The organism is Aeromicrobium sp. MLTX1 (assembly GCF_046452335.1).
Classification (GTDB): Bacteria; Actinomycetota; Actinomycetes; order Propionibacteriales; family Nocardioidaceae; genus Aeromicrobium.
Window position 1 is genome coordinate 20,689 of sequence record NZ_JBKFDN010000004.1, and the last position, 16,218, is coordinate 36,906.

The window sequence follows — 16,218 nt, forward strand, 5'->3', positions numbered from 1 at the left end:
CTTTCGCCGAAGGCCCTCCGCGGGACCCATCCGACACGCCCGCGGCTCCGAATGACTCGCATGGATGCACCGGAGAACACCCGGGTCGCTGTCATCGGTTCCGGGATCTCCGGGCTGAGCGCGGCCTGGTTCGCGACCCAAGCGGGCGCCCACGTGGTGCTCTACGAGGCCGACGCGCGTCTGGGAGGGCACGCCGACACTCACCTGGTGGCCGACGGCACGCGCGAGCTGGCGATCGACACGGGCTTCATCGTCCACAACCGCCACACGTATCCGGTGCTGTGCCGGCTCTTCGACGAGCTCGGCGTGCAGACGCAGCCGTCGGAGATGTCCCTGTCGGTGCACGACGTGGCGACCGGGCTGGAGTGGGCGGGCGCCAAGGGGCGTCGCGGGCTGTTCCCGGAGCCGCGTCGCGTGCTCGACGTCGGGCACTGGGGGATGCTGGCCGAGATCCCGCGCTTCCACCGCGCGGCCCGTCGGCTGCTCGCGTCCCCGCCCGAGGCCGGTGACCCGACCCTCGACCAGTTCCTCGACCAGCACCGCTTCAGCGGTCGGCTGCGCCGGCACTTCATCCGGGCGCTCGTCGCGGCGGTGTGGTCCTGCGACCCCGAGATCGCCGGCCACTACCCGGCCCGCCACCTGTTCGCGTTCCTGGCGAACCACGGGATGCTCGCGGTCTTCGGCAGTCCCCAGTGGCGCACCGTCGTCGGCGGCTCCCACGAGTACGTGCGCCGGATCGCCAAGGAGCTCCCGGACATCCGGCTCGCGACCCCGGTGACGGGGATCGAGGAGGACGCCGATGGCGTGACCGTGCTCGACGCGGAGGGTGGACGGGAGCGGTTCGATCGCGTCATCGTCTCGACCCATCCGGGCCAGGCGCTCGCGATGCTCTCCGCGCCGACCCCGGCACAGCGCGAGGTCCTCGCCGCGATGCCGTACTCGCCCAACCCGGCGCTGCTGCACACCGACGAGCGGCTCCTGCCGCGCTCCGCCGGCGCACAGGCGGCGTGGAACCTCCGCCTGCCGAGCGAGCCCGAGGGACGCGTCACGGTCACGTACGACATGACCCGGCTGCAGCGCCTGCCCACTGAACAGCGCTACCTCGTGACCCTGGGCGGCGAGGACCTCGTCGATCCCGCCACGGTCATCGCGCGGATGGACTACGAGCACCCGATCTACACGGCCGAGACCGTCGCGGCGCAGCGGCGGCTCCCGGAGATCGACACGGACCGCATCGTCTTCGCCGGCGCGTATCACGGCTGGGGCTTCCACGAGGACGGCGCGCGCTCGGGCGCCGAGGCCGTGAGACGCCTCGGACTCGCCGCGCCGGTCGCCTCCGCACCCAACTCCCGTGATCCCGAGGTCTTCCGCACCACGGTCGGCCATCGCCGGACCCAGCCCTTCACGCGGACGTTCGAGCAGCGGTCCTCGACGTGGGTGGTCGACATCGACCAGCAGTCCGCGCGTCAGGCGGGACAGTCGCGCTGGCGCCGGATCACCGGGGGCACGATCGAGGCGCGCGACCACCTCGGCGACCCTCGGGCGACCCTGCGCCAGAACCTGGCGGCGTTCCTCGCCCGCAACGGACTCGAGCTCGGCGACGCGACCGTGCGCCTGATGGCCCACCCTCGTGCCTTCGGCTTCTGCTTCAACCCGATCAGCGTGTGGTGGTGCACGCGGCCTGACGGCACGCCTCTGGCCACCGTCGTCGAGGTCCACAACACCTACGGTGACCGCCACGCGTACCTGTTCGACGGCGGCACCGAGAGGGAGCGCCGGGTGGGCAAGGCCATGTACGTCTCGCCGTTCCACGGCGTGGAGGGCTCGTACCGTGTCACCGCGCCGCTGCCCACGGACGTCCTCGACGTCCGCGTCGAGCTCGACCTGCCGGGCGGCGCGGCGTTCCAGGCCTCGGTCCGCGGCCGACGGACGCCCGGCCACCGGCGCGCCGCCGTCTCCGGACTCGTCGACCGGCTCGCCATCACCGCGCACGGCCTCGTCCTGTGGGCTCGGCGCCTGCCGATCCACTCCCGTCCCACCCACCACCAGGAAGGTGTCCGATGACGACCCTCAGCCTCGCGGCCTCCCACTGGCCGACGCTGGAGCTCCCACCCCGCACGCGCACGACCGACGTCAGGGCCGCCCTGGCGCGACGCCTCTTCGACTCGGCCGTGGGGCGGCTCGACGTGAGCGTCCAGATCGAGGGCCGCACCCTCGGAGCGGGCGGCCCGCTGATGACGATCCACCGTCCCGACGAGTTCTTCCGGCGCCTCGGCGCCCGGCCCTCGACCGGATTCGGCGAGTCCTACATGACGGGGGCGTGGGACGCCGACGACCTCGGCGGGTTCCTCACGGTGCTGGCCGCGGGGATCCGCACGCTCGTGCCGCGGTCGCTGCAGGTGATGCGTGGTGCCGTGATGCCGCGGCCTCCGCGCGACGAGCGGGGGGACAGGGCGGACACGCAGCGCGTCGTCGGGCACCACTACGACCTCTCGAACGACCTGTTCGAGACGTTCCTGGATCCGACGATGACCTACTCCAGTGCCCTGTTCGACGAGACCGCCGAGGGCACCCCGGTCGTCGGTGGTGATCTGCAGCAGGCCCAGGAGCGCAAGCTCGAACGCCTGCTGGATCTCGCCGGCGTGGGCGAGGGCACCCGGCTGCTGGAGATCGGATCCGGCTGGGGGTCGCTGGCGATGCGCGCCGCCCGTCGTGGTGCGATCGTCCGGACGATCACACTGTCGGTGGCCCAGCAGCAGCTGGCTCGCGAGCGCATCGCCGCGGCCGGCCTCCAGGACCGGATCGACGTCGACCTGTGCGACTACCGCGACGTCGAGGGCCGCTACGACGCCGTCGTGTCGATCGAGATGATCGAGGCCGTCGGCTGGCGCCACTGGGGCACCTACCTCGCCACGATCGACCGGGTGCTCGCACCCGGCGGCCGGGCGGCGATCCAGGCCATCACGATGCCGCACGACCGGATGCGGGTCACCCGCAACACCCAGACCTGGGTCACGACGTACATCTTCCCCGGCGGCTCGTTGCCGTCGGTCCGGGCGCTCGAGGAGGCGACCGCCGGCACGTCGCTGCGACTCACGTCGACCCAGGCGATCGGGGCCCACTACGCCGAGACGCTGCGGCAGTGGGACGAGCTGTTCCTGGCCCGTGCCGACGAGGTCCGGGACCTGGGCTTCGACGACACCTTCAGCCGGATGTGGCACTTCTACCTGCAGTACTCGCGAGCCGGCTTCAGCTCGGGCTACCTCGACGACCACCACCTCGTCTTCACGAAGGAGAGCGGACGATGAGCCATCGACAGCGCATCGACGGACTGGCCGGGCAGACCGCGGCCGTGCTCGAGCCGGTCGTGGGGGAGATCCCCGTCCGGCTGGAGTTCTGGGACGGGTCGGTCGTGGGGCCGGCCCGCGGCCCGATCGTCCGGATCACGTCGCCGGCGGCCCTGCGGCGCCTGCTGTGGAGCCCGGGCGAGCTCGGCGCCGCGCAGGCCTACGTGTCGGGCGAGGCCGAGATCGAGGGGGACCTCGACGCCGCGCTGACGACCCTGCTGGCCGCGGGTCGCGAGGCGGGACCGGTTCCCGCCACGCAGACCGCGAGGACGATGGCTCGGGCCCTGCCGCTGCTCATCAAGGCCGGCGCGATCGGCCGTCGTCCCGCGCCGCCGGCTTCCCAGGCGGTCGTGAAGGGGCGCCTGCACTCGCGCGACCGCGACCGCGCCGCGATCTCGCACCACTACGACCTCTCGAACGAGTTCTACGAGCAGATCCTCGACCCGACGATGGCCTACTCGTGCGGCTACTACACGTCAGACGACGCCACGCTGCAGGAGGCGCAGGAGGCGAAGCTCTCGCTGATCTGCCGCAAGCTCGGGCTCGGTCCGGGCAGTCGCCTGCTCGACGTCGGCTGCGGCTGGGGATCGCTGACCATCCACGCCGCCCGGGAGTTCGGGGCGCAGGTCAAAGCGGTCACGATCGCCGCGGAGCAGCGCGACTTCGTCGCCGATCGCGTGCGCAGGGAGGGGCTCGAGCATCTCGTGGACGTGCAGCTGTGCGACTACCGCGACGCCACGGGCGTGTACGACGCCGCCGCGTCGGTCGAGATGGGCGAGCACGTCGGCGCCGAGAACTACCCGGTCTTCGCCGGCGTCCTGCGCGACCGTGTGCGCCCCGGCGGCCGGATCCTGATCCAGCAGATGTCGCGGACCGGGCGCTGGCCCGGGGGAGGCCCCTTCATCGAGAGCTTCATCGCCCCCGACATGCACATGCGTCCGGTGGGCCAGACCGTCGACCTGCTCGAGCAGTCGGGGCTGGAGGTCCGCGACGTCCACGCGCTGCGCGAGCACTACGTGCGCACCGTCGCGGGCTGGATCGAGAACTTCGAGAGCCACGTGGACCGTCTGACCGAGCTGGTCGGCGAGGAGGTCGTGCGCGTCTGGCGGCTCTACCTCGCGGGAGGCGCCGCGGCGTTCCGGGACGGGCGCATGGGCGTCGACCAGATCCTCGCCGTGCGCCCCGGCGCGCCGCACGGCCTCGACCGCGAGCCGCGCGCATGGTGACCGTCCTCGCCGCGCTCGCGGGCGTCGTCCTGGTGATGGCGGCGGGAGCCGTGGCGTCGCGGGTCAGGGACACGTTCGCGATCGTGGACGTCGCTTGGCCGGTGGCCTTCGGCGTGGGCATGGCGGCAGCGACATCGGTGGGCCTCGCAGGTGATCTCGGGGAGGCCTGGCGAACCGTGCTGGTGCTCGTGCTGGTGCTGCTGTGGTCGGGCCGGCTGGCCTCGCACCTGGGAGCGCGGACCTTCTCGGCGGAGGAGGACGACCCGCGGTACCTCGAGTACATGGGCGGCTCGGCGCGGGAGGTGCCGTTCGTCGCGCTGCTGACGAAGGTCTACGGGCTGCAAGCCGTGCTGGTGCTTGCGGTGGGCTACGCGGTGTTCGCATCGGTCTCGCTGCCGGTTCGCTGGCCGGCCGTCGCGGTCGTGGGGGCGCTGGTCACGGTGGCCGGGGTGGTCTTCGAGGCCGTCGCCGACCGCCAGCTCGCGGTGTACCGCGCCACGCCGAAGGAGCGGCGCGAGCCCGTGCTGTCGACCGGCGTCTGGTCGTGGAGCCGGCACCCGAACTACTTCGGCGAGGCCGTGACGTGGTGGGGCCTGTGGCTCGTGGCCGGGGCCTCGAGCGGGTGGTGGCCGTTGCTGTGGACGCTGCCCGCGCCGATCGTCCTGACGGCGATCGTCACGGTGGTCTCGGGCGTCCGGATCGCGGAGCGACGCATGCGCGGCCGGACCGGCTGGGACGAGTACGCCGCCCGGACCTCCGTGTTCGTCCCGCTGCCACCCCGTCGGAGCTGACGCGCCACACTGGTGACGTGAGTCTCACCGTGCCTGCGCCCCTGTCCTACGACCTCGAGCTGCGCGAGCGCATCGCCGGACACCTGGGCGGCCACGAGCGCCGGGTGGTGGCCGACGAGGGCCGGCGGCACGCGGCGGTGGCCGTGGTCCTCGTCGACTCCGAGGTGGGGGAGGGCCGCATCGATCCGGTCCCGGGCGACCCCGAGCTCGCGCCGCACGAGGACGTCGTCCACGAGCTCGACGGCCGCATGCAGAACGTGTCGGGTGGCGCCGCCTTCCTGCTGAGCCGTCGCTCCGGCCGGCTGCGCACGCACTCGGGCCAGTGGGCGCTGCCCGGTGGTCGGATCGACGAGGGGGAGGACGCCGTCACGGCCGCGATCCGTGAGACCGACGAGGAGCTCGGCGTGCGCCTGACGCCCGACCACGTGCTGGGCCTCATGGACGACTACCCGACACGCTCGGGGTACGTCATCACGCCGGTCGTGCTGTGGGGCGGTGGGCGCCTCGAGCTGCGGCCGTCGCCCGACGAGGTCCTCGCGGCCTTCCGCGTCGGCCTGCACGAGCTGCTGCGCTCGGACTCGCCGCGGTTCCTGGACATTCCCGAGAGCGACCGGCCGGTGGTGCAGATCCCGCTGGGCGAGACCGACCGCGTCCACGCCCCGACCGGAGCCGTCCTGCTGCAGCTGCGGCGCCTCGGCCTCGAAGGCGACCCGACGCGTGTGGACGACCTCGAGCAGCCGACGTTCGCCTGGCGCTAGGCCCGGCCGGACGCCGGGTCGGTGCTGAGCACCCGCACCGCGAGGGTCGTGGTCGACTCGACGCCGAGGAAGCCGACGACGCGGTGCACGTGGCCGAGCTCGAGCGGCAGCAGTCCCGGGGTGCCGGGCACTTCCGGGGTGAGGCCGAGGTCGAGGTCGTCGCGGCCCGACATGATCCGCACGTTGAAGTCGTAGCGCTCCCGCGCCTCGGGGAGGGAGAGCCGGCGCACGACGGTGGCACCCATCCGGCGCGACCCGGTCTCGGCCGCCCAGGCGTCGAGCGTGGCGGCGAGGACGCGTCCCTCGTTGTGGTCGATGTCCGCCCAGACCGCCTGCATGGAGCCGGCCTGCGTCAGCAGGGTCGCCGCGGTCTTCTCGCCGATCCCGGAGACGCCCGGGAGGTTGTCGCTCGGATCCCCGCGCAGGGCGGCGAAGTCCAGGTACCTCTCGGCGGCGACGCCGTACATGCTGAGCAGCCGCGGCGGGTTGAGCAGCGGTGACCCGTCGATGCCGCCGTTGATCAGCCGCAGGACCTGCGTGTGCTCGCTGATGTGGGCGAATGCGTCGCGGTCGGACGTGATGATCACGCAGTTCCAGCCGTGATCGCGCGCCCATCTCGCCCCGGAGGCGCTGACGTCGTCGGCCTCGAGCCCCGGGGGAGTCAGCGTCGCCAGGCCGAGGGCGTCGAGGAACGCCCCCGAGCGATCGAGCTGCTCGACGAGCGCCGCGTCCTTCGGCGCGCGCCCGGCCTTGTAGTCCGGGTAGAAGTCCGCGCGCTCGGACGCCTTGCGGTCGTCGAGCCCGAAGATCACGGCGTCGGGGGCGAACCGCTCGATCGCCTCGATGATCTGGCGCAGCATGCCGTGGAGCGCCCAGGCGGGCCGTCCGGCCCGGTCCATCAGCCGCGTGTGCGCCCGCGCGTGGTGGTTGCGGTGCAGGAGCGAGGGTGCGTCGACCACGAGCAACAGCTGGCGGGGACGGGTGTGCGAGGCGGCCATGGAGTGCTCGCCATCATAGACGCGGCTCCGCGAGGGTCCGGCCGAGCCCGACGCGCAGGTACCAGACCAGCATGAAGACCGTGCTGCCCAGGTGGAACGCGTGCAGCGCCCACAGCGGGCCGGGCGGCAGGCTGAAGACGTACAGCGAGTGCACGGCGTTGCCGACGTTCGCCAGCGCGAGGTTGCCCAGGCTGTAGGAGGTCAGGTCGCGCGTGCGGAGCGCCTTCACGAGCATCGGCAGCGTGCTGGACGCGAAGATCACCGTGGAGACGATCCCCGCCAGCATCGGCATGGAGGCGCTCATGGGATCGCTCCCGTCGCGCGTGGGTGGTGGTGCATGTCCTTCATCCTGTCGTCGTGCTCCGTCACCCCGTACGAGAGTCGGGCGGAGCGCTGCTTCGGACATCACGAGGGCTTGTTCTTTCAGCGCCCGGGACGACGATGGGAGGACGGGCCGGAGGCGCCCGGTGCACGAGGAGGCCTGACATGGCGGACCTGACGGTGGACTTCATCACCTCGCTCGACGGCTTCGGCGCGGCCGAGGGCTGGCCGGGGCTGTGGGGGATGCACAGCCCGGACTACCTCGACTGGGTCGGTCAGGAGGGCGCGCAGGACCACGTGCTGCTGATGGGCGCGACCACCTACCGGCTCTTCACCGGCTTCATCGAGTCGGGCGATGAGGACATGAGCGGGCTGAGCCGGGTGCCGAAGCTGGTCTTCTCCCGCACGCTGCGGGAGCCGCTCGCATGGAAGGGAGCGACCCTCGTCCGGCAGGACGCGGTCGAGTTCGTGCGCTCGCTCAAGGGGACGAGCGAGGTCCCGCTGCGCACGATCGGGAGCCTGAGCCTGTGCCGCGCCCTGCTCGTCGCCGGACTCGTGGACCGCTACCGCGTCGTCGTGTTCCCGGTGGTCACCGGCGCGACCGGACGCGACCGCGTCTACGACGGCTGGCCGGACGTCCGGCTCGCGCTCGTCGCCTCACGGACGTTTGACGGTGGGATGCAGCTGCTGGAGTACGTTCCCACCGTGCTCGAAGGACCGCCCGGGGTCAGCGCTTGACCTTGCGTCCCTTGCTGACCTTGGCGACCGTCAGGTGGCTCGACTTCGAGACCGTGATGCGGACGCGGATCACCTTGCCGCGGTCGGCCTTCTTGAGCTTGTAGGTGACCTTCGTGGCGCCGCGGATGGCCTTGCCGTTGCGCTGCCACTGGTAGCGGATCCGGACGGGCTTGGGTCCCCACTTGGCGGTCTTCGCCTTGAGGTTCTTGCCCGCCTTCGCGGTGCCGACGACCTTGACGGTGCCGGGCTTCAGGGCGCGCTTCGCGACCGTGGTGCTCGAGTTGCTGACGTAGGCGTTCCACCAGCCGGGGCGGCGCACCGTCACGCGGACCTTCAGGCGCTGGTTCACGTCGGCGGAGCGGACGGTGTACGTGCGGGCGGTCGCCCCGGAGATCGCGGTGGAGCCGCGCACCCACTGGTAGCTGACGGTCGCGCTCGGGTCGGCGGTCAGGCCGGTCGGCCCGTACAGCGTGCGGCCGACGGTGGCCGTGCCGCGGGGCGCCGGGGCAGCCATGAGGGCCTGGACCGGTCGGCTGCCCGAGACCTGCACCTGGGCGCGCTGGTACGCGTCGCTGCCGTCGACGTAGTTGCCCTGTGCGTCCTTCTTGTAGATCTTCAGGCGCGCGTCGATGCGGGCGCCGGCGTGCGCGGCGGCCACCGTGAAGCGCGAGCTGGCGGCGTCGTAGGAGGTGGCGGCCGGCTGCGGGACGCCGTCGACGAACCAGCTGATCTCGCTGTACGTGCTGGCCGGCTTGCCGAAGCTCGCGGTGAGCGTGGAGCCCGGCGAGGCGGTGCCGGCGATCTGCAGCGGCGACGTCGGCTGGACGTGCTGCGTGCCGCCGACCTTGGTCGTGGGCGTCGTCAGGGTGGCCGGCTTGTAGCCCGCGCGGCTCGCGGTGACGCGGGCGAAGATCCACGCGCCCTCCTGCGCCGGGGTCGGCGTGAAGCTGGCCGAGGTCGCGCCCGCGATCGGGGCGGCGGGGGCGCCGTCGCGCTGCGTCATCCACTGGTAGCTGAAGGCGGCGTGCGTCGGGCGCCAGCCCTCCTGGCCGACGATCGTGATCGGCTCGCCGGTGCGGAAGGAGCCGACGAAGAACGGATCGACGGGCGCCATGCCCAGGCCTTGCTTCGGCAGCGTCACCGAGAAGGTCTTCGACGGCGCGGCCGTCGTCGAGGTCCACGTCGTCGCGGTCTCGTACGAGGTGGCGCTGGGCCAGCAGGTGTCGCGGTGGCGCACCTCGGGCTGCCAGAAGCTCGTCGAGGACGCCTGGCCGTACCAGCTGTCGGAGAAGCACACGCGGTACTTGCCGCCGACCGGCACCTTCCAGGAGAAGCGGCCCTTCGCGTCGGTCAGCTTCGGGCCGAACGGGTACGTCTGCCACTCGCCGCCCTGGAGCTCGTGGATCTCCCAGTTCACGTTCGGGAGCGGTGTGCCGTCGGGCCCGAGGGCGATGCCCGTGATCGTCCCGGTCGCGGCGTGTGCCGGAGCGACGGCGGACAGGGGGACGAGCACCGCGGCGAGGACGGCGAGCAGCACGGGACGCAGGAGACGCATGGTGCTGAACCTACTGTGCCGACGGCCGTGGCGGAGCCCCTGGAATCGGGGGGACGAGCTGGTCCCTCAGCTGCCGCCGGCCGGCAGCTCGTCGAGCATGACGTCGGGGTTGTCACGGGCGATCTTGCCCGCGCGCCACTTGTCGGTGAAGAGCGCCAGGTGCGTGCCGTCGGCGCGTTGCAGCACCTCGGCGCCGCGCGTGCCGGCCAGCGCCCGCGCGCCGTCGGCGTCCGTCCGCCGGGCCACCTGGTACTCCAGGCGCGAGAGGCGGATGGGCGAGGAGAACTCGTTCTTCATGCGCTCCTCGACGACCTCGAACTGCAGGGGACCGACTGCCGCCAGGACCGGGCTCTGGTCGCCGCGGAGGTCGGACCGGAGCACCTGGACCACGCCCTCTTGGTCGAGCTGCTCGATGCCGCGGCGGAACTGCTTGTACCGACCGATGTCGACGGCAGTGGCCGTCATGAAGTGCTCGGGAGCGAAGCTCGGCACCGGCGGGTAGTCGATGGGGTCGCCGTCGTACACCGTGTCGCCGACGCGCAGCGCCTGGGCGTTCACGAAGCCGATGATGTCGCCCGGCGAGGCGTGCTCGGCCGCGGAGGTGGTCCGGCCGAAGACGGCCTGCGCGTACTTGGTCGCGAAGGGCCGCCCGGTGGAGGCATGCGTCACGATCATGCCGCGGTCGAAGGTGCCCGAGACCACGCGCGCGTAGGCCAGCCGGTCGCGGTGGGAGGTGTTCATCCCGGACTGGACCTTGAAGACGAACGCGCTGAAGGCGTCGTCCACCTCACGGATCGTGCCGTCGACCCCGGCGGTCGCGCTCGGCCCGGGAGCGAGCTCGAGCAGCAGCTCGAGCAGCTGCGCCACGCCGAAGTTCTGCAACGCCGAGGCGAACATGACGGGTGTGGTCTCGCCGGCGAGGAAGGTGGCCTGGTCGTGGTCGTACCCGTCCAGGGAGAGCAGCTCGCTCTCGTCCGTCGCCGCCGTCCACACGTCGGCGTCGACGTCCTCGACCTCGCTCGGCGCCAGGCGGCGCTCGGGTGCACGCTCCGCCCCGCCGGCGGTGCGGGTGTACTTCACGAACTCGCCCGTGCGGCGGTCCAGCACGCCCCGGAAGTCGCCGGCCTCGCCCACCGGCCAGGTGAGGGGAGTGGGGCGCAGCTTGATCTGCTGCTCGATCTCGTCCATGAGGCCCAGCGGCGACAGGCCCGGCCGGTCCCACTTGTTGATGACGGTGATGACCGGGATGCCGCGCAGGGCGCACACGCGGAACAGCTTGAGCGTCTGGGGCTCGAGGCCCTTGCCGGCGTCGACCAGCATGACCGCCGAGTCGACCGCCGACAGGACGCGGTAGGTGTCCTCCGAGAAGTCGCTGTGGCCGGGCGTGTCCACGAGGTTGACCACGTGGTCGCGGTACACGAACTGCAGCGCCGCCGACGTGATGGAGATGCCGCGCGCCTTCTCCATGTCCATCCAGTCCGAGACGGTCGCCTTGCGGTCGTCCTTGCCGTGCACGGCACCGGCCTGGTTGATGACGCGCGCGTGCAGCGCGAGCGCCTCGGTGAGGGTGGACTTGCCGGCGTCAGGGTGGCTGATCACTGCGAAGGTACGCCGGGGGCGCTTGTCGGACACCAATCGAATCTACTCGGCGACCCTGGGCGCAGGGACGGGACGGGTCAGGCGTCGGTGGCGGCCTCCTCGATCGGGGCGGCGCGCCCGCTCACGGCGACGGTCTCGACGTCCTCGTCCAGGTCGACCAGCAGCTCGCTCGGGCGGCCCATGTCGTGGCCCTGGTGGATCGTGACGCGCGACGGGAGGGGCACGAGCGCGAGGTCGCGCAGGTACCCGCCGAACGCCGCGGCGGCGGCGCCCGTGGCGGGGTCCTCGACCACGCCGCCCGGCGGGAACGGGTCGCGGGCGTGGAACGTGGTGGCGTCCTCGGCCCAGAACAGGTGCGCGGTCGTCCACCGCTCCTGCGCCATGAGCGCGTCGAGGGCGGCGTAGTCGTAGTCGAGCGCGGCCAGCGTCGCGCGATCGCGGACGGCCGCGAGGAGGTGGTCGTTGCCGGCGAACCCGACGTGGACGGGATAGGCCGGGTCGAGGTCGTCGCGGCTCCAGCGGAGCGCGTTCAGTGCCTCGTCGAGGACGTCGGGGTCCACGGGGCGGGTGTGCGCCGGGGGAGAGGTGAGGGTGGCGACCAGGTGCCCGGCCTCGAGCCGGGTGTCGACGCCCACCGGCCCGGCGGGGGTGCGCAGCCTGAGGACTCCGGGGCCGTGGCGCTCGGCCCGGGCGACCGCCGTGGCCACGGTGGCATGACCGCAGAACGCCACCTCGGCGACGGGGCTGAAGTACCGCACGTCCGCCGCGACCTCGCCGTCCTGCGACTCGCCCGCCACGAGGAAGGCCGTCTCGGAGTAGCCGACGTCCTGCGCGATCGCGAGCATCTCCGCGTCGGACAGGCCGCGCGCGTCGAGGACCACGCCGGCGGGATTGCCGCCGCCCTGGTCGGTCGTGAAGGCGGCGTACCGCAGCACCTCGGTCATCGTGGCTCCTCTTCCTCGGGCGGTTGCTCCACGTCGATGATCTCGCCGTTGCGGGGCAGGCGGCCACGGAACGCGAGCGGCACCGCCGTGGCGTTCGGCACGTCCGCCCGGTCGAGGGCCTGCACGTGGACGTGCGGCTCGGTGCTGTTGCCCGAGTTCCCGCACCGCCCGAGCGGCTCACCGGCTCTCACTGTCTGGCCGGGCTGCACCCGGACGCTCGTCTGCTGGAGGTGGCACACCGCGACGACGACGCCGTCCGGCGTCTGGATCATCACGTGGTTGCCGGCCAGCGCGACCCAGCCGTCCGCGGCTCGCCGTCGCTGCGTGAGCGCGTAGCCGACCGACGGCAGCCCGCGGTACGCCTCGTGGTCGGGCGCTTCGTCGTACACCCCGACGACGGTCCCCTCGACAGGCGCCAGGATCGGCCGGCCGAATCCGGGGAACCGGTCCGGCGCCTCGGGTCTGACCAGCGACCGAGCGGTGATCGGCGCCGTCCGTCCCGCCTCGTCGACCGGCACGAAGTCGATCGCGAACGAGGACGCGAACAGCGCGGTCCCGTGGCTCGGCACCCGGTTCGCCGGGCTGTTCCGCACCCGCCACCGCCCCGCGAACGGGTACTCCAGATCGACGACCATCCGGTGAGCCTCCCGCCCGCTCCTCACTCAGGATGATGCATTCGGGTACCCCAGCGGGGATGAATGCCTCATCGTTCGTCCCTTCCGGCCGGCCGCCGCAGATACGAAACCGGCCCCCGACCTTCGCAGGTCGGGGGCCGGTCGTCGCGCTGGTCGACTCAGATGTCGTAGTACAGCTCGAACTCTCGACCGAGTGACGGGCAACGCCGACTGTCATGACTGGCGCTGTCATTCCAGTCTTTTCCAACCTCACGACGTTGGTCGGCATTGGTTGTTCGCGAACGTCCTGCGGACTGTTTGCGGACCAGAGCGCGCTCCGCCGGAACGGTGCCGCCCAGGAGAACTACGGATGTCACACCGCCGCACGATCATTGCGGCCAACTGAGAAACAGAGTGCCCCCGCGCTGTTAGAGCAGCCGGGGGCGTGGACCCGATCTACAGAGGAGATCGAATCATGAGCAAGCCTACGACCACCACAGCCGCAAGCCTCTCGGCGAACGAGAGCCAAGCCGGCCCCCGCCTGATACCTCAGGACGGCTCGTGCCCCGACTGGTGCACGGACCACTCCCGATTCGCCAACTACCCCATCTCGGAGTCGTACCCCGGCATCCACCAGACCGAGAACCTCACCGGAGACCCGGACTGCGAGGTGCGAGTCGAAGAGGGCCTCGAGGAGACGGTCCACGTCGTGGCTGTCTCGGCGGACTTCGAGATCTACCTGTCCGATCCTGCGAGGCTACGTTCGCTGGGCCGGGCGCTGATCTCTGCCGCGGACGTGCTCGAGGCGATGACGGAGGCGGGGAAGTGAAGCGCAAGGCGTGGACCCCGGCGCAGACTCTCGCGCGCGACCAGATCTTGGCTGCGCTGAGAGAGCACGGAGAGATGCCCGTGGGGGACGTCGGCCGCCTCGTGACGGTCTATGGACGGCACTGCTCCGGGCGGATCACGAATGATCTGCTCGTGCTCGTCACTGCCGGACTGGTACAGGTTCGCCGCGGGGAAACGATCGAGGCGAACCCGTGGGCCCCGCCGAAGCCGGGCCTGAAGCTGTGGAGCCTGACCGAGGCCGCCGAGGCACTCTTCGTGTCCGCTGACGACCTGCCCCCGCTCGAGGTCATCCCGACCGAGTAGTGATCGAGACACAGCCGCCCTGCCCAGACTCCCACTCTCGGGCAGGGCGGTTCGTTGTCACCACTCGGGAAGGTCGGCCACAAGGGCGTCCAGATCCTCGCGCTTGAAGACGCGCTTGCCGTCGAGACGGTAGGGCGTGACGCGCTTCTGCTCGATGAGCTGATCGAACTTGCGCGGCGAGACGGCGATGTAGTGGGCAGCTGCGGGCTTCTCCATGAGTGCTGGGGCAAACAGATGGGTTCCGGGCATCAGGCAGACGTCCAAACGCCGGTTTCCCAGCGCTCGTCGAGCGACACGGAGAGATTCGAGAGACGAAGCGGATAGCACCCGTAGCAACTGTGCCGCGCGAACGTCAGGCCGTCCTCGCGCGCCCACCAGACGCCAGGCATCCGATCCAGCAACCCACAACTGCGCTCGAGAGCAATGACGAGAGCACGACGCATGGAACGAGTATGCGCCCCATTCGTCACCTCCGGTGCCGCTCGACGTATGAGTCGATGGAGGCGACGACGACGAGGGTGCGCGCGCCGGACTTGAGGGAGTCGAGTTCGCCGCTGTTGACGAGCCGCTGGATGTGCTTGCGGCTGACTCCGAGTGCGGCGGCGGCATCGTTGATCGAACAGGCCCGTGGCTCGATCATCGCGTCACCGGATCGATCGGAAGGCTAGCCAGGATTCGTGTGTTCATGAGCCGTGACCGTACCCGCAGACGGTCACCCGTTCGGCACCGAAGTGGGAACGGTTGTCGATTAACAACCCTGCTTGGGCTACGCCTGGAAGGACTTGCGGAGTGTCGAGAGCTTGATGAGGAGGCGAGTCGGCTCGTCATCCGCTTTCGGCTCTTGCACGACCTCGAAGTCCATCCCGAGGTAGAAGTCGACGTTCTTTTGCGTCATTGCATCGACCGCGAGAAATCGTCCGCCCACCAGATCGGCTCCGCGCAACGCCGTTTCGAACGCAGCTGCAATGAGCAGTGGCCCCAAGCGAGGCTTGTTGCCTCGAAGGTCCTGGTGCAACGCGAGCTTTGCAAGGAGGATCGACGGGTACGACTGGCCGATCTCGTTCTCCGCGAAGCAGGGCGCCAAGGCGAAGTAGCCGATGATCTGATCGGTTTGGTCCTCGATCCAAAGGTGTGTTCGGTTGAGCCCATCGCCGCCCATCGGCTTTGCCTTGCGGTGCAACCAGTCGTCAAGGTCTCCATCGCCGCAGGTGAACCCGTCAAGCTTGTGCTTGTGAAGCGCCTCGACGCGCGCAGCGATCAATGCGCTGCGCTACGCGTCGCCTTGTAGTCCTGGACCAGTCGCTGTAGGGCAGGCACCGGGTGATCAGACTTCCCCAGAACCTTGTCGATCGTCGACTTCTGGACGTGGAAGGTCACGTCGAGAAGTTGCTTGTAGTGCTTCTGATCCATCGCCGGTTCCCCTCGTTACGAGTCATTACTGCCCGTAGATAGGCCTACGTTAACGCAGGATCCTGAGAATAACCCTAGTTCCACTAGGGGAGTAACGCCGAACAGCCCTAAGTTCCAGCCGAAGGTTAGGTCTAGTGTCGAGGAAGCCGCGGCTGGAAGACGACACCCCACGGTCGCCGGGTTGCCCCTCCCCCCGCCCTCTGTGGCCGAGGACCGCCGGGGAGGCAAACTTTCCTGCGTGAGGGTCTGGAGTTTCCAGAAACCCCGGAACCCGTACACAGGAAAGTTTCTCTCCCCGGCGGTCGCCTCAGCGGCGCCCCCAGGGGGAAGGGAGGCGCCGCTGGGTGCGGTCTCATCGACGGTCGTGGTGCCCCCGGTTGCATGTGATGCACTGGGGTCCGATCCATCCCGTGCGTGCGGCGTTGTGTCCGAGGTCCCAGGTCGCGCCGGACAGGGGCGTTTCGCAAGTCACGCAGACGACAGGCTGGCCCTGATCCACGAGGCGTTGGATGCGCGCTCGTTCGGACCTGTGCTTGCTGTCGTAGCCGCGTGCGCTGCTCGTCCCCCGTGCCTTCTCCTTCGCCCGCTGGTGCTCGGGACAGCGGGTCCGGTCGGTCAGAGCGGGACAGAGCGGCTCGAGGCACACCCTCATGAGTGAGTCCCGATGTGGCTCTGTCCTGCCTGCACGAGCGCACCTGCCTGACGTCCATCCACAGTGAGCTGCGTGGGCGGGAGTGCCGAGTAGGCGGCGGCGAGTTCTTTCGC

18 protein-coding genes are annotated in these 16,218 nt (G+C 70.8%); 8 read left to right on the top strand and 10 right to left on the bottom strand.

The genetic code is table 11. From position 1 onward, the window contains the following. Positions 1 to 60 precede the first annotated feature (60 nt). From ACK99Q_RS17355 to ACK99Q_RS17375, 5 genes are read left to right on the top strand one after another with little or no spacing between them, the layout of a single operon-like run. Positions 61 to 2,064 carry an FAD-dependent oxidoreductase gene (locus ACK99Q_RS17355; RefSeq protein ID WP_410187355.1) on the top strand — a complete coding sequence of 668 codons (2,004 nt, stop codon included), beginning with the start codon at positions 61 to 63 and terminating at the stop codon, positions 2,062 to 2,064. Next, complete coding sequence (locus ACK99Q_RS17360) at positions 2,061 to 3,308, top strand: class I SAM-dependent methyltransferase (RefSeq protein ID WP_410187356.1); 1,248 nt, start codon at positions 2,061 to 2,063, stop codon at positions 3,306 to 3,308. The genes ACK99Q_RS17355 and ACK99Q_RS17360 overlap by 4 nt, the downstream gene beginning before the upstream one ends. Then, the gene (locus ACK99Q_RS17365) at positions 3,305 to 4,573 is read left to right on the top strand and encodes a class I SAM-dependent methyltransferase (RefSeq protein WP_410187357.1); all 1,269 of its coding nucleotides are present in this window, start codon (positions 3,305 to 3,307) and stop codon (positions 4,571 to 4,573) included. Before ACK99Q_RS17360 ends, ACK99Q_RS17365 begins: the two co-directional genes overlap by 4 nt. Continuing rightward, entirely contained in the window at positions 4,567 to 5,364 is a 798-nt protein-coding gene (locus ACK99Q_RS17370) for a DUF1295 domain-containing protein (protein ID WP_410187358.1), read from the top strand. Before ACK99Q_RS17365 ends, ACK99Q_RS17370 begins: the two co-directional genes overlap by 7 nt. A 17-nt stretch (positions 5,365 to 5,381) precedes the next feature. Next, positions 5,382 to 6,122 carry an NUDIX hydrolase gene (locus ACK99Q_RS17375; RefSeq protein WP_410187359.1) on the top strand — a complete coding sequence of 247 codons (741 nt, stop codon included), beginning with the start codon at positions 5,382 to 5,384 and terminating at the stop codon, positions 6,120 to 6,122. Here ACK99Q_RS17375 and ACK99Q_RS17380 read toward each other — a convergent pair. Next, entirely contained in the window at positions 6,119 to 7,120 is a 1,002-nt protein-coding gene (locus ACK99Q_RS17380; RefSeq protein ID WP_410187360.1) for a 5'-3' exonuclease H3TH domain-containing protein, read from the bottom strand. The genes ACK99Q_RS17375 and ACK99Q_RS17380 overlap by 4 nt on opposite strands. A 13-nt stretch (positions 7,121 to 7,133) precedes the next feature. Beyond that, entirely contained in the window at positions 7,134 to 7,424 is a 291-nt protein-coding gene (locus tag ACK99Q_RS17385; protein ID WP_410187361.1) for a hypothetical protein, read from the bottom strand. A 182-nt stretch (positions 7,425 to 7,606) separates the two neighbouring features. Here ACK99Q_RS17385 and ACK99Q_RS17390 point away from each other — a divergent pair, with 182 nt between their 5' ends. Beyond that, positions 7,607 to 8,179 (top strand): dihydrofolate reductase family protein, encoded by a 573-nt coding sequence (locus ACK99Q_RS17390; protein ID WP_410187362.1) that lies wholly within the window; start codon positions 7,607 to 7,609, stop codon positions 8,177 to 8,179. Here ACK99Q_RS17390 and ACK99Q_RS17395 read toward each other — a convergent pair. The 4 genes from ACK99Q_RS17395 to ACK99Q_RS17410 all read right to left on the bottom strand — a co-directional run bounded on the left by ACK99Q_RS17395 (position 8,169) and on the right by ACK99Q_RS17410 (position 12,912). Further along, on the bottom strand, positions 8,169 to 9,734 hold the full coding sequence (locus tag ACK99Q_RS17395) for a hypothetical protein (RefSeq protein WP_410187363.1): 1,566 nt from the start codon (positions 9,732 to 9,734) through the stop codon (positions 8,169 to 8,171). The two genes, ACK99Q_RS17390 and ACK99Q_RS17395, sit on opposite strands and share 11 nt — an antisense overlap. Before the next feature lie 66 nt (positions 9,735 to 9,800). Then, on the bottom strand, positions 9,801 to 11,366 hold the full coding sequence (locus tag ACK99Q_RS17400; protein ID WP_410187364.1) for a peptide chain release factor 3: 1,566 nt from the start codon (positions 11,364 to 11,366) through the stop codon (positions 9,801 to 9,803). A 44-nt stretch (positions 11,367 to 11,410) separates the two neighbouring features. Further along, on the bottom strand, positions 11,411 to 12,277 hold the full coding sequence (locus tag ACK99Q_RS17405; protein ID WP_410187365.1) for a PhzF family phenazine biosynthesis protein: 867 nt from the start codon (positions 12,275 to 12,277) through the stop codon (positions 11,411 to 11,413). Beyond that, positions 12,274 to 12,912, bottom strand: coding sequence for a M23 family metallopeptidase (locus tag ACK99Q_RS17410; protein ID WP_410187366.1), 639 nt, complete (start codon positions 12,910 to 12,912; stop codon positions 12,274 to 12,276). The genes ACK99Q_RS17405 and ACK99Q_RS17410 overlap by 4 nt, the downstream gene beginning before the upstream one ends. A 454-nt stretch (positions 12,913 to 13,366) precedes the next feature. Here ACK99Q_RS17410 and ACK99Q_RS17415 point away from each other — a divergent pair, with 454 nt between their 5' ends. Together ACK99Q_RS17415 and ACK99Q_RS17420 are read left to right on the top strand one after the other, a co-directional pair. After that, entirely contained in the window at positions 13,367 to 13,720 is a 354-nt protein-coding gene (locus tag ACK99Q_RS17415; protein ID WP_410187367.1) for a hypothetical protein, read from the top strand. Next, the gene (locus ACK99Q_RS17420) at positions 13,717 to 14,043 is read left to right on the top strand and encodes a hypothetical protein (RefSeq protein ID WP_410187368.1); all 327 of its coding nucleotides are present in this window, start codon (positions 13,717 to 13,719) and stop codon (positions 14,041 to 14,043) included. The genes ACK99Q_RS17415 and ACK99Q_RS17420 overlap by 4 nt, the downstream gene beginning before the upstream one ends. A gap of 57 nt (positions 14,044 to 14,100) precedes the next feature. Here ACK99Q_RS17420 and ACK99Q_RS17425 read toward each other — a convergent pair whose 3' ends face one another. The 4 genes from ACK99Q_RS17425 to ACK99Q_RS17440 form a co-directional block, all read right to left on the bottom strand. Continuing rightward, the gene (locus ACK99Q_RS17425) at positions 14,101 to 14,259 is read right to left on the bottom strand and encodes a hypothetical protein (RefSeq protein WP_410187369.1); all 159 of its coding nucleotides are present in this window, start codon (positions 14,257 to 14,259) and stop codon (positions 14,101 to 14,103) included. 250 nt (positions 14,260 to 14,509) lie between these two features. After that, complete coding sequence (locus ACK99Q_RS17430; protein ID WP_410187370.1) at positions 14,510 to 14,683, bottom strand: helix-turn-helix domain-containing protein; 174 nt, start codon at positions 14,681 to 14,683, stop codon at positions 14,510 to 14,512. Positions 14,684 to 14,809: 126 nt separating this feature from the next. After that, a complete protein-coding gene (locus ACK99Q_RS17435; protein WP_410187371.1) occupies positions 14,810 to 15,304 on the bottom strand; it encodes a hypothetical protein in 495 nt (164 codons plus the stop codon). Continuing rightward, positions 15,301 to 15,453 carry a hypothetical protein gene (locus ACK99Q_RS17440; protein ID WP_410187372.1) on the bottom strand — a complete coding sequence of 51 codons (153 nt, stop codon included), beginning with the start codon at positions 15,451 to 15,453 and terminating at the stop codon, positions 15,301 to 15,303. Before ACK99Q_RS17440 ends, ACK99Q_RS17435 begins: the two co-directional genes overlap by 4 nt. Positions 15,454 to 16,218: the final 765 nt, after the last annotated feature.

Excerpts from the sequence above, each read along its gene's own strand:
- ACK99Q_RS17355 (WP_410187355.1), top strand. The coding sequence starts at position 61 with ATGGATGCACCGGAGAACACCCGGGTCGCTGTCATCGGTTCCGGGATC.
- ACK99Q_RS17360 (WP_410187356.1), top strand. The coding sequence starts at position 2,061 with ATGACGACCCTCAGCCTCGCGGCCTCCCACTGGCCGACGCTGGAGCTC.
- ACK99Q_RS17365 (WP_410187357.1), top strand. The coding sequence starts at position 3,305 with ATGAGCCATCGACAGCGCATCGACGGACTGGCCGGGCAGACCGCGGCC.
- ACK99Q_RS17370 (WP_410187358.1), top strand. The coding sequence starts at position 4,567 with ATGGTGACCGTCCTCGCCGCGCTCGCGGGCGTCGTCCTGGTGATGGCG.
- ACK99Q_RS17380 (WP_410187360.1), bottom strand. The coding sequence starts at position 7,120 with ATGGCCGCCTCGCACACCCGTCCCCGCCAGCTGTTGCTCGTGGTCGAC.
- ACK99Q_RS17385 (WP_410187361.1), bottom strand. The coding sequence starts at position 7,424 with ATGAGCGCCTCCATGCCGATGCTGGCGGGGATCGTCTCCACGGTGATC.
- ACK99Q_RS17390 (WP_410187362.1), top strand. The coding sequence starts at position 7,607 with ATGGCGGACCTGACGGTGGACTTCATCACCTCGCTCGACGGCTTCGGC.
- ACK99Q_RS17395 (WP_410187363.1), bottom strand. The coding sequence starts at position 9,734 with ATGCGTCTCCTGCGTCCCGTGCTGCTCGCCGTCCTCGCCGCGGTGCTC.
- ACK99Q_RS17405 (WP_410187365.1), bottom strand. The coding sequence starts at position 12,277 with ATGACCGAGGTGCTGCGGTACGCCGCCTTCACGACCGACCAGGGCGGC.
- ACK99Q_RS17410 (WP_410187366.1), bottom strand. The coding sequence starts at position 12,912 with ATGGTCGTCGATCTGGAGTACCCGTTCGCGGGGCGGTGGCGGGTGCGG.
- ACK99Q_RS17415 (WP_410187367.1), top strand. The coding sequence starts at position 13,367 with ATGAGCAAGCCTACGACCACCACAGCCGCAAGCCTCTCGGCGAACGAG.
- ACK99Q_RS17425 (WP_410187369.1), bottom strand. The coding sequence starts at position 14,259 with ATGGAGAAGCCCGCAGCTGCCCACTACATCGCCGTCTCGCCGCGCAAG.
- ACK99Q_RS17430 (WP_410187370.1), bottom strand. The coding sequence starts at position 14,683 with ATGATCGAGCCACGGGCCTGTTCGATCAACGATGCCGCCGCCGCACTC.
- ACK99Q_RS17440 (WP_410187372.1), bottom strand. The coding sequence starts at position 15,453 with ATGGATCAGAAGCACTACAAGCAACTTCTCGACGTGACCTTCCACGTC.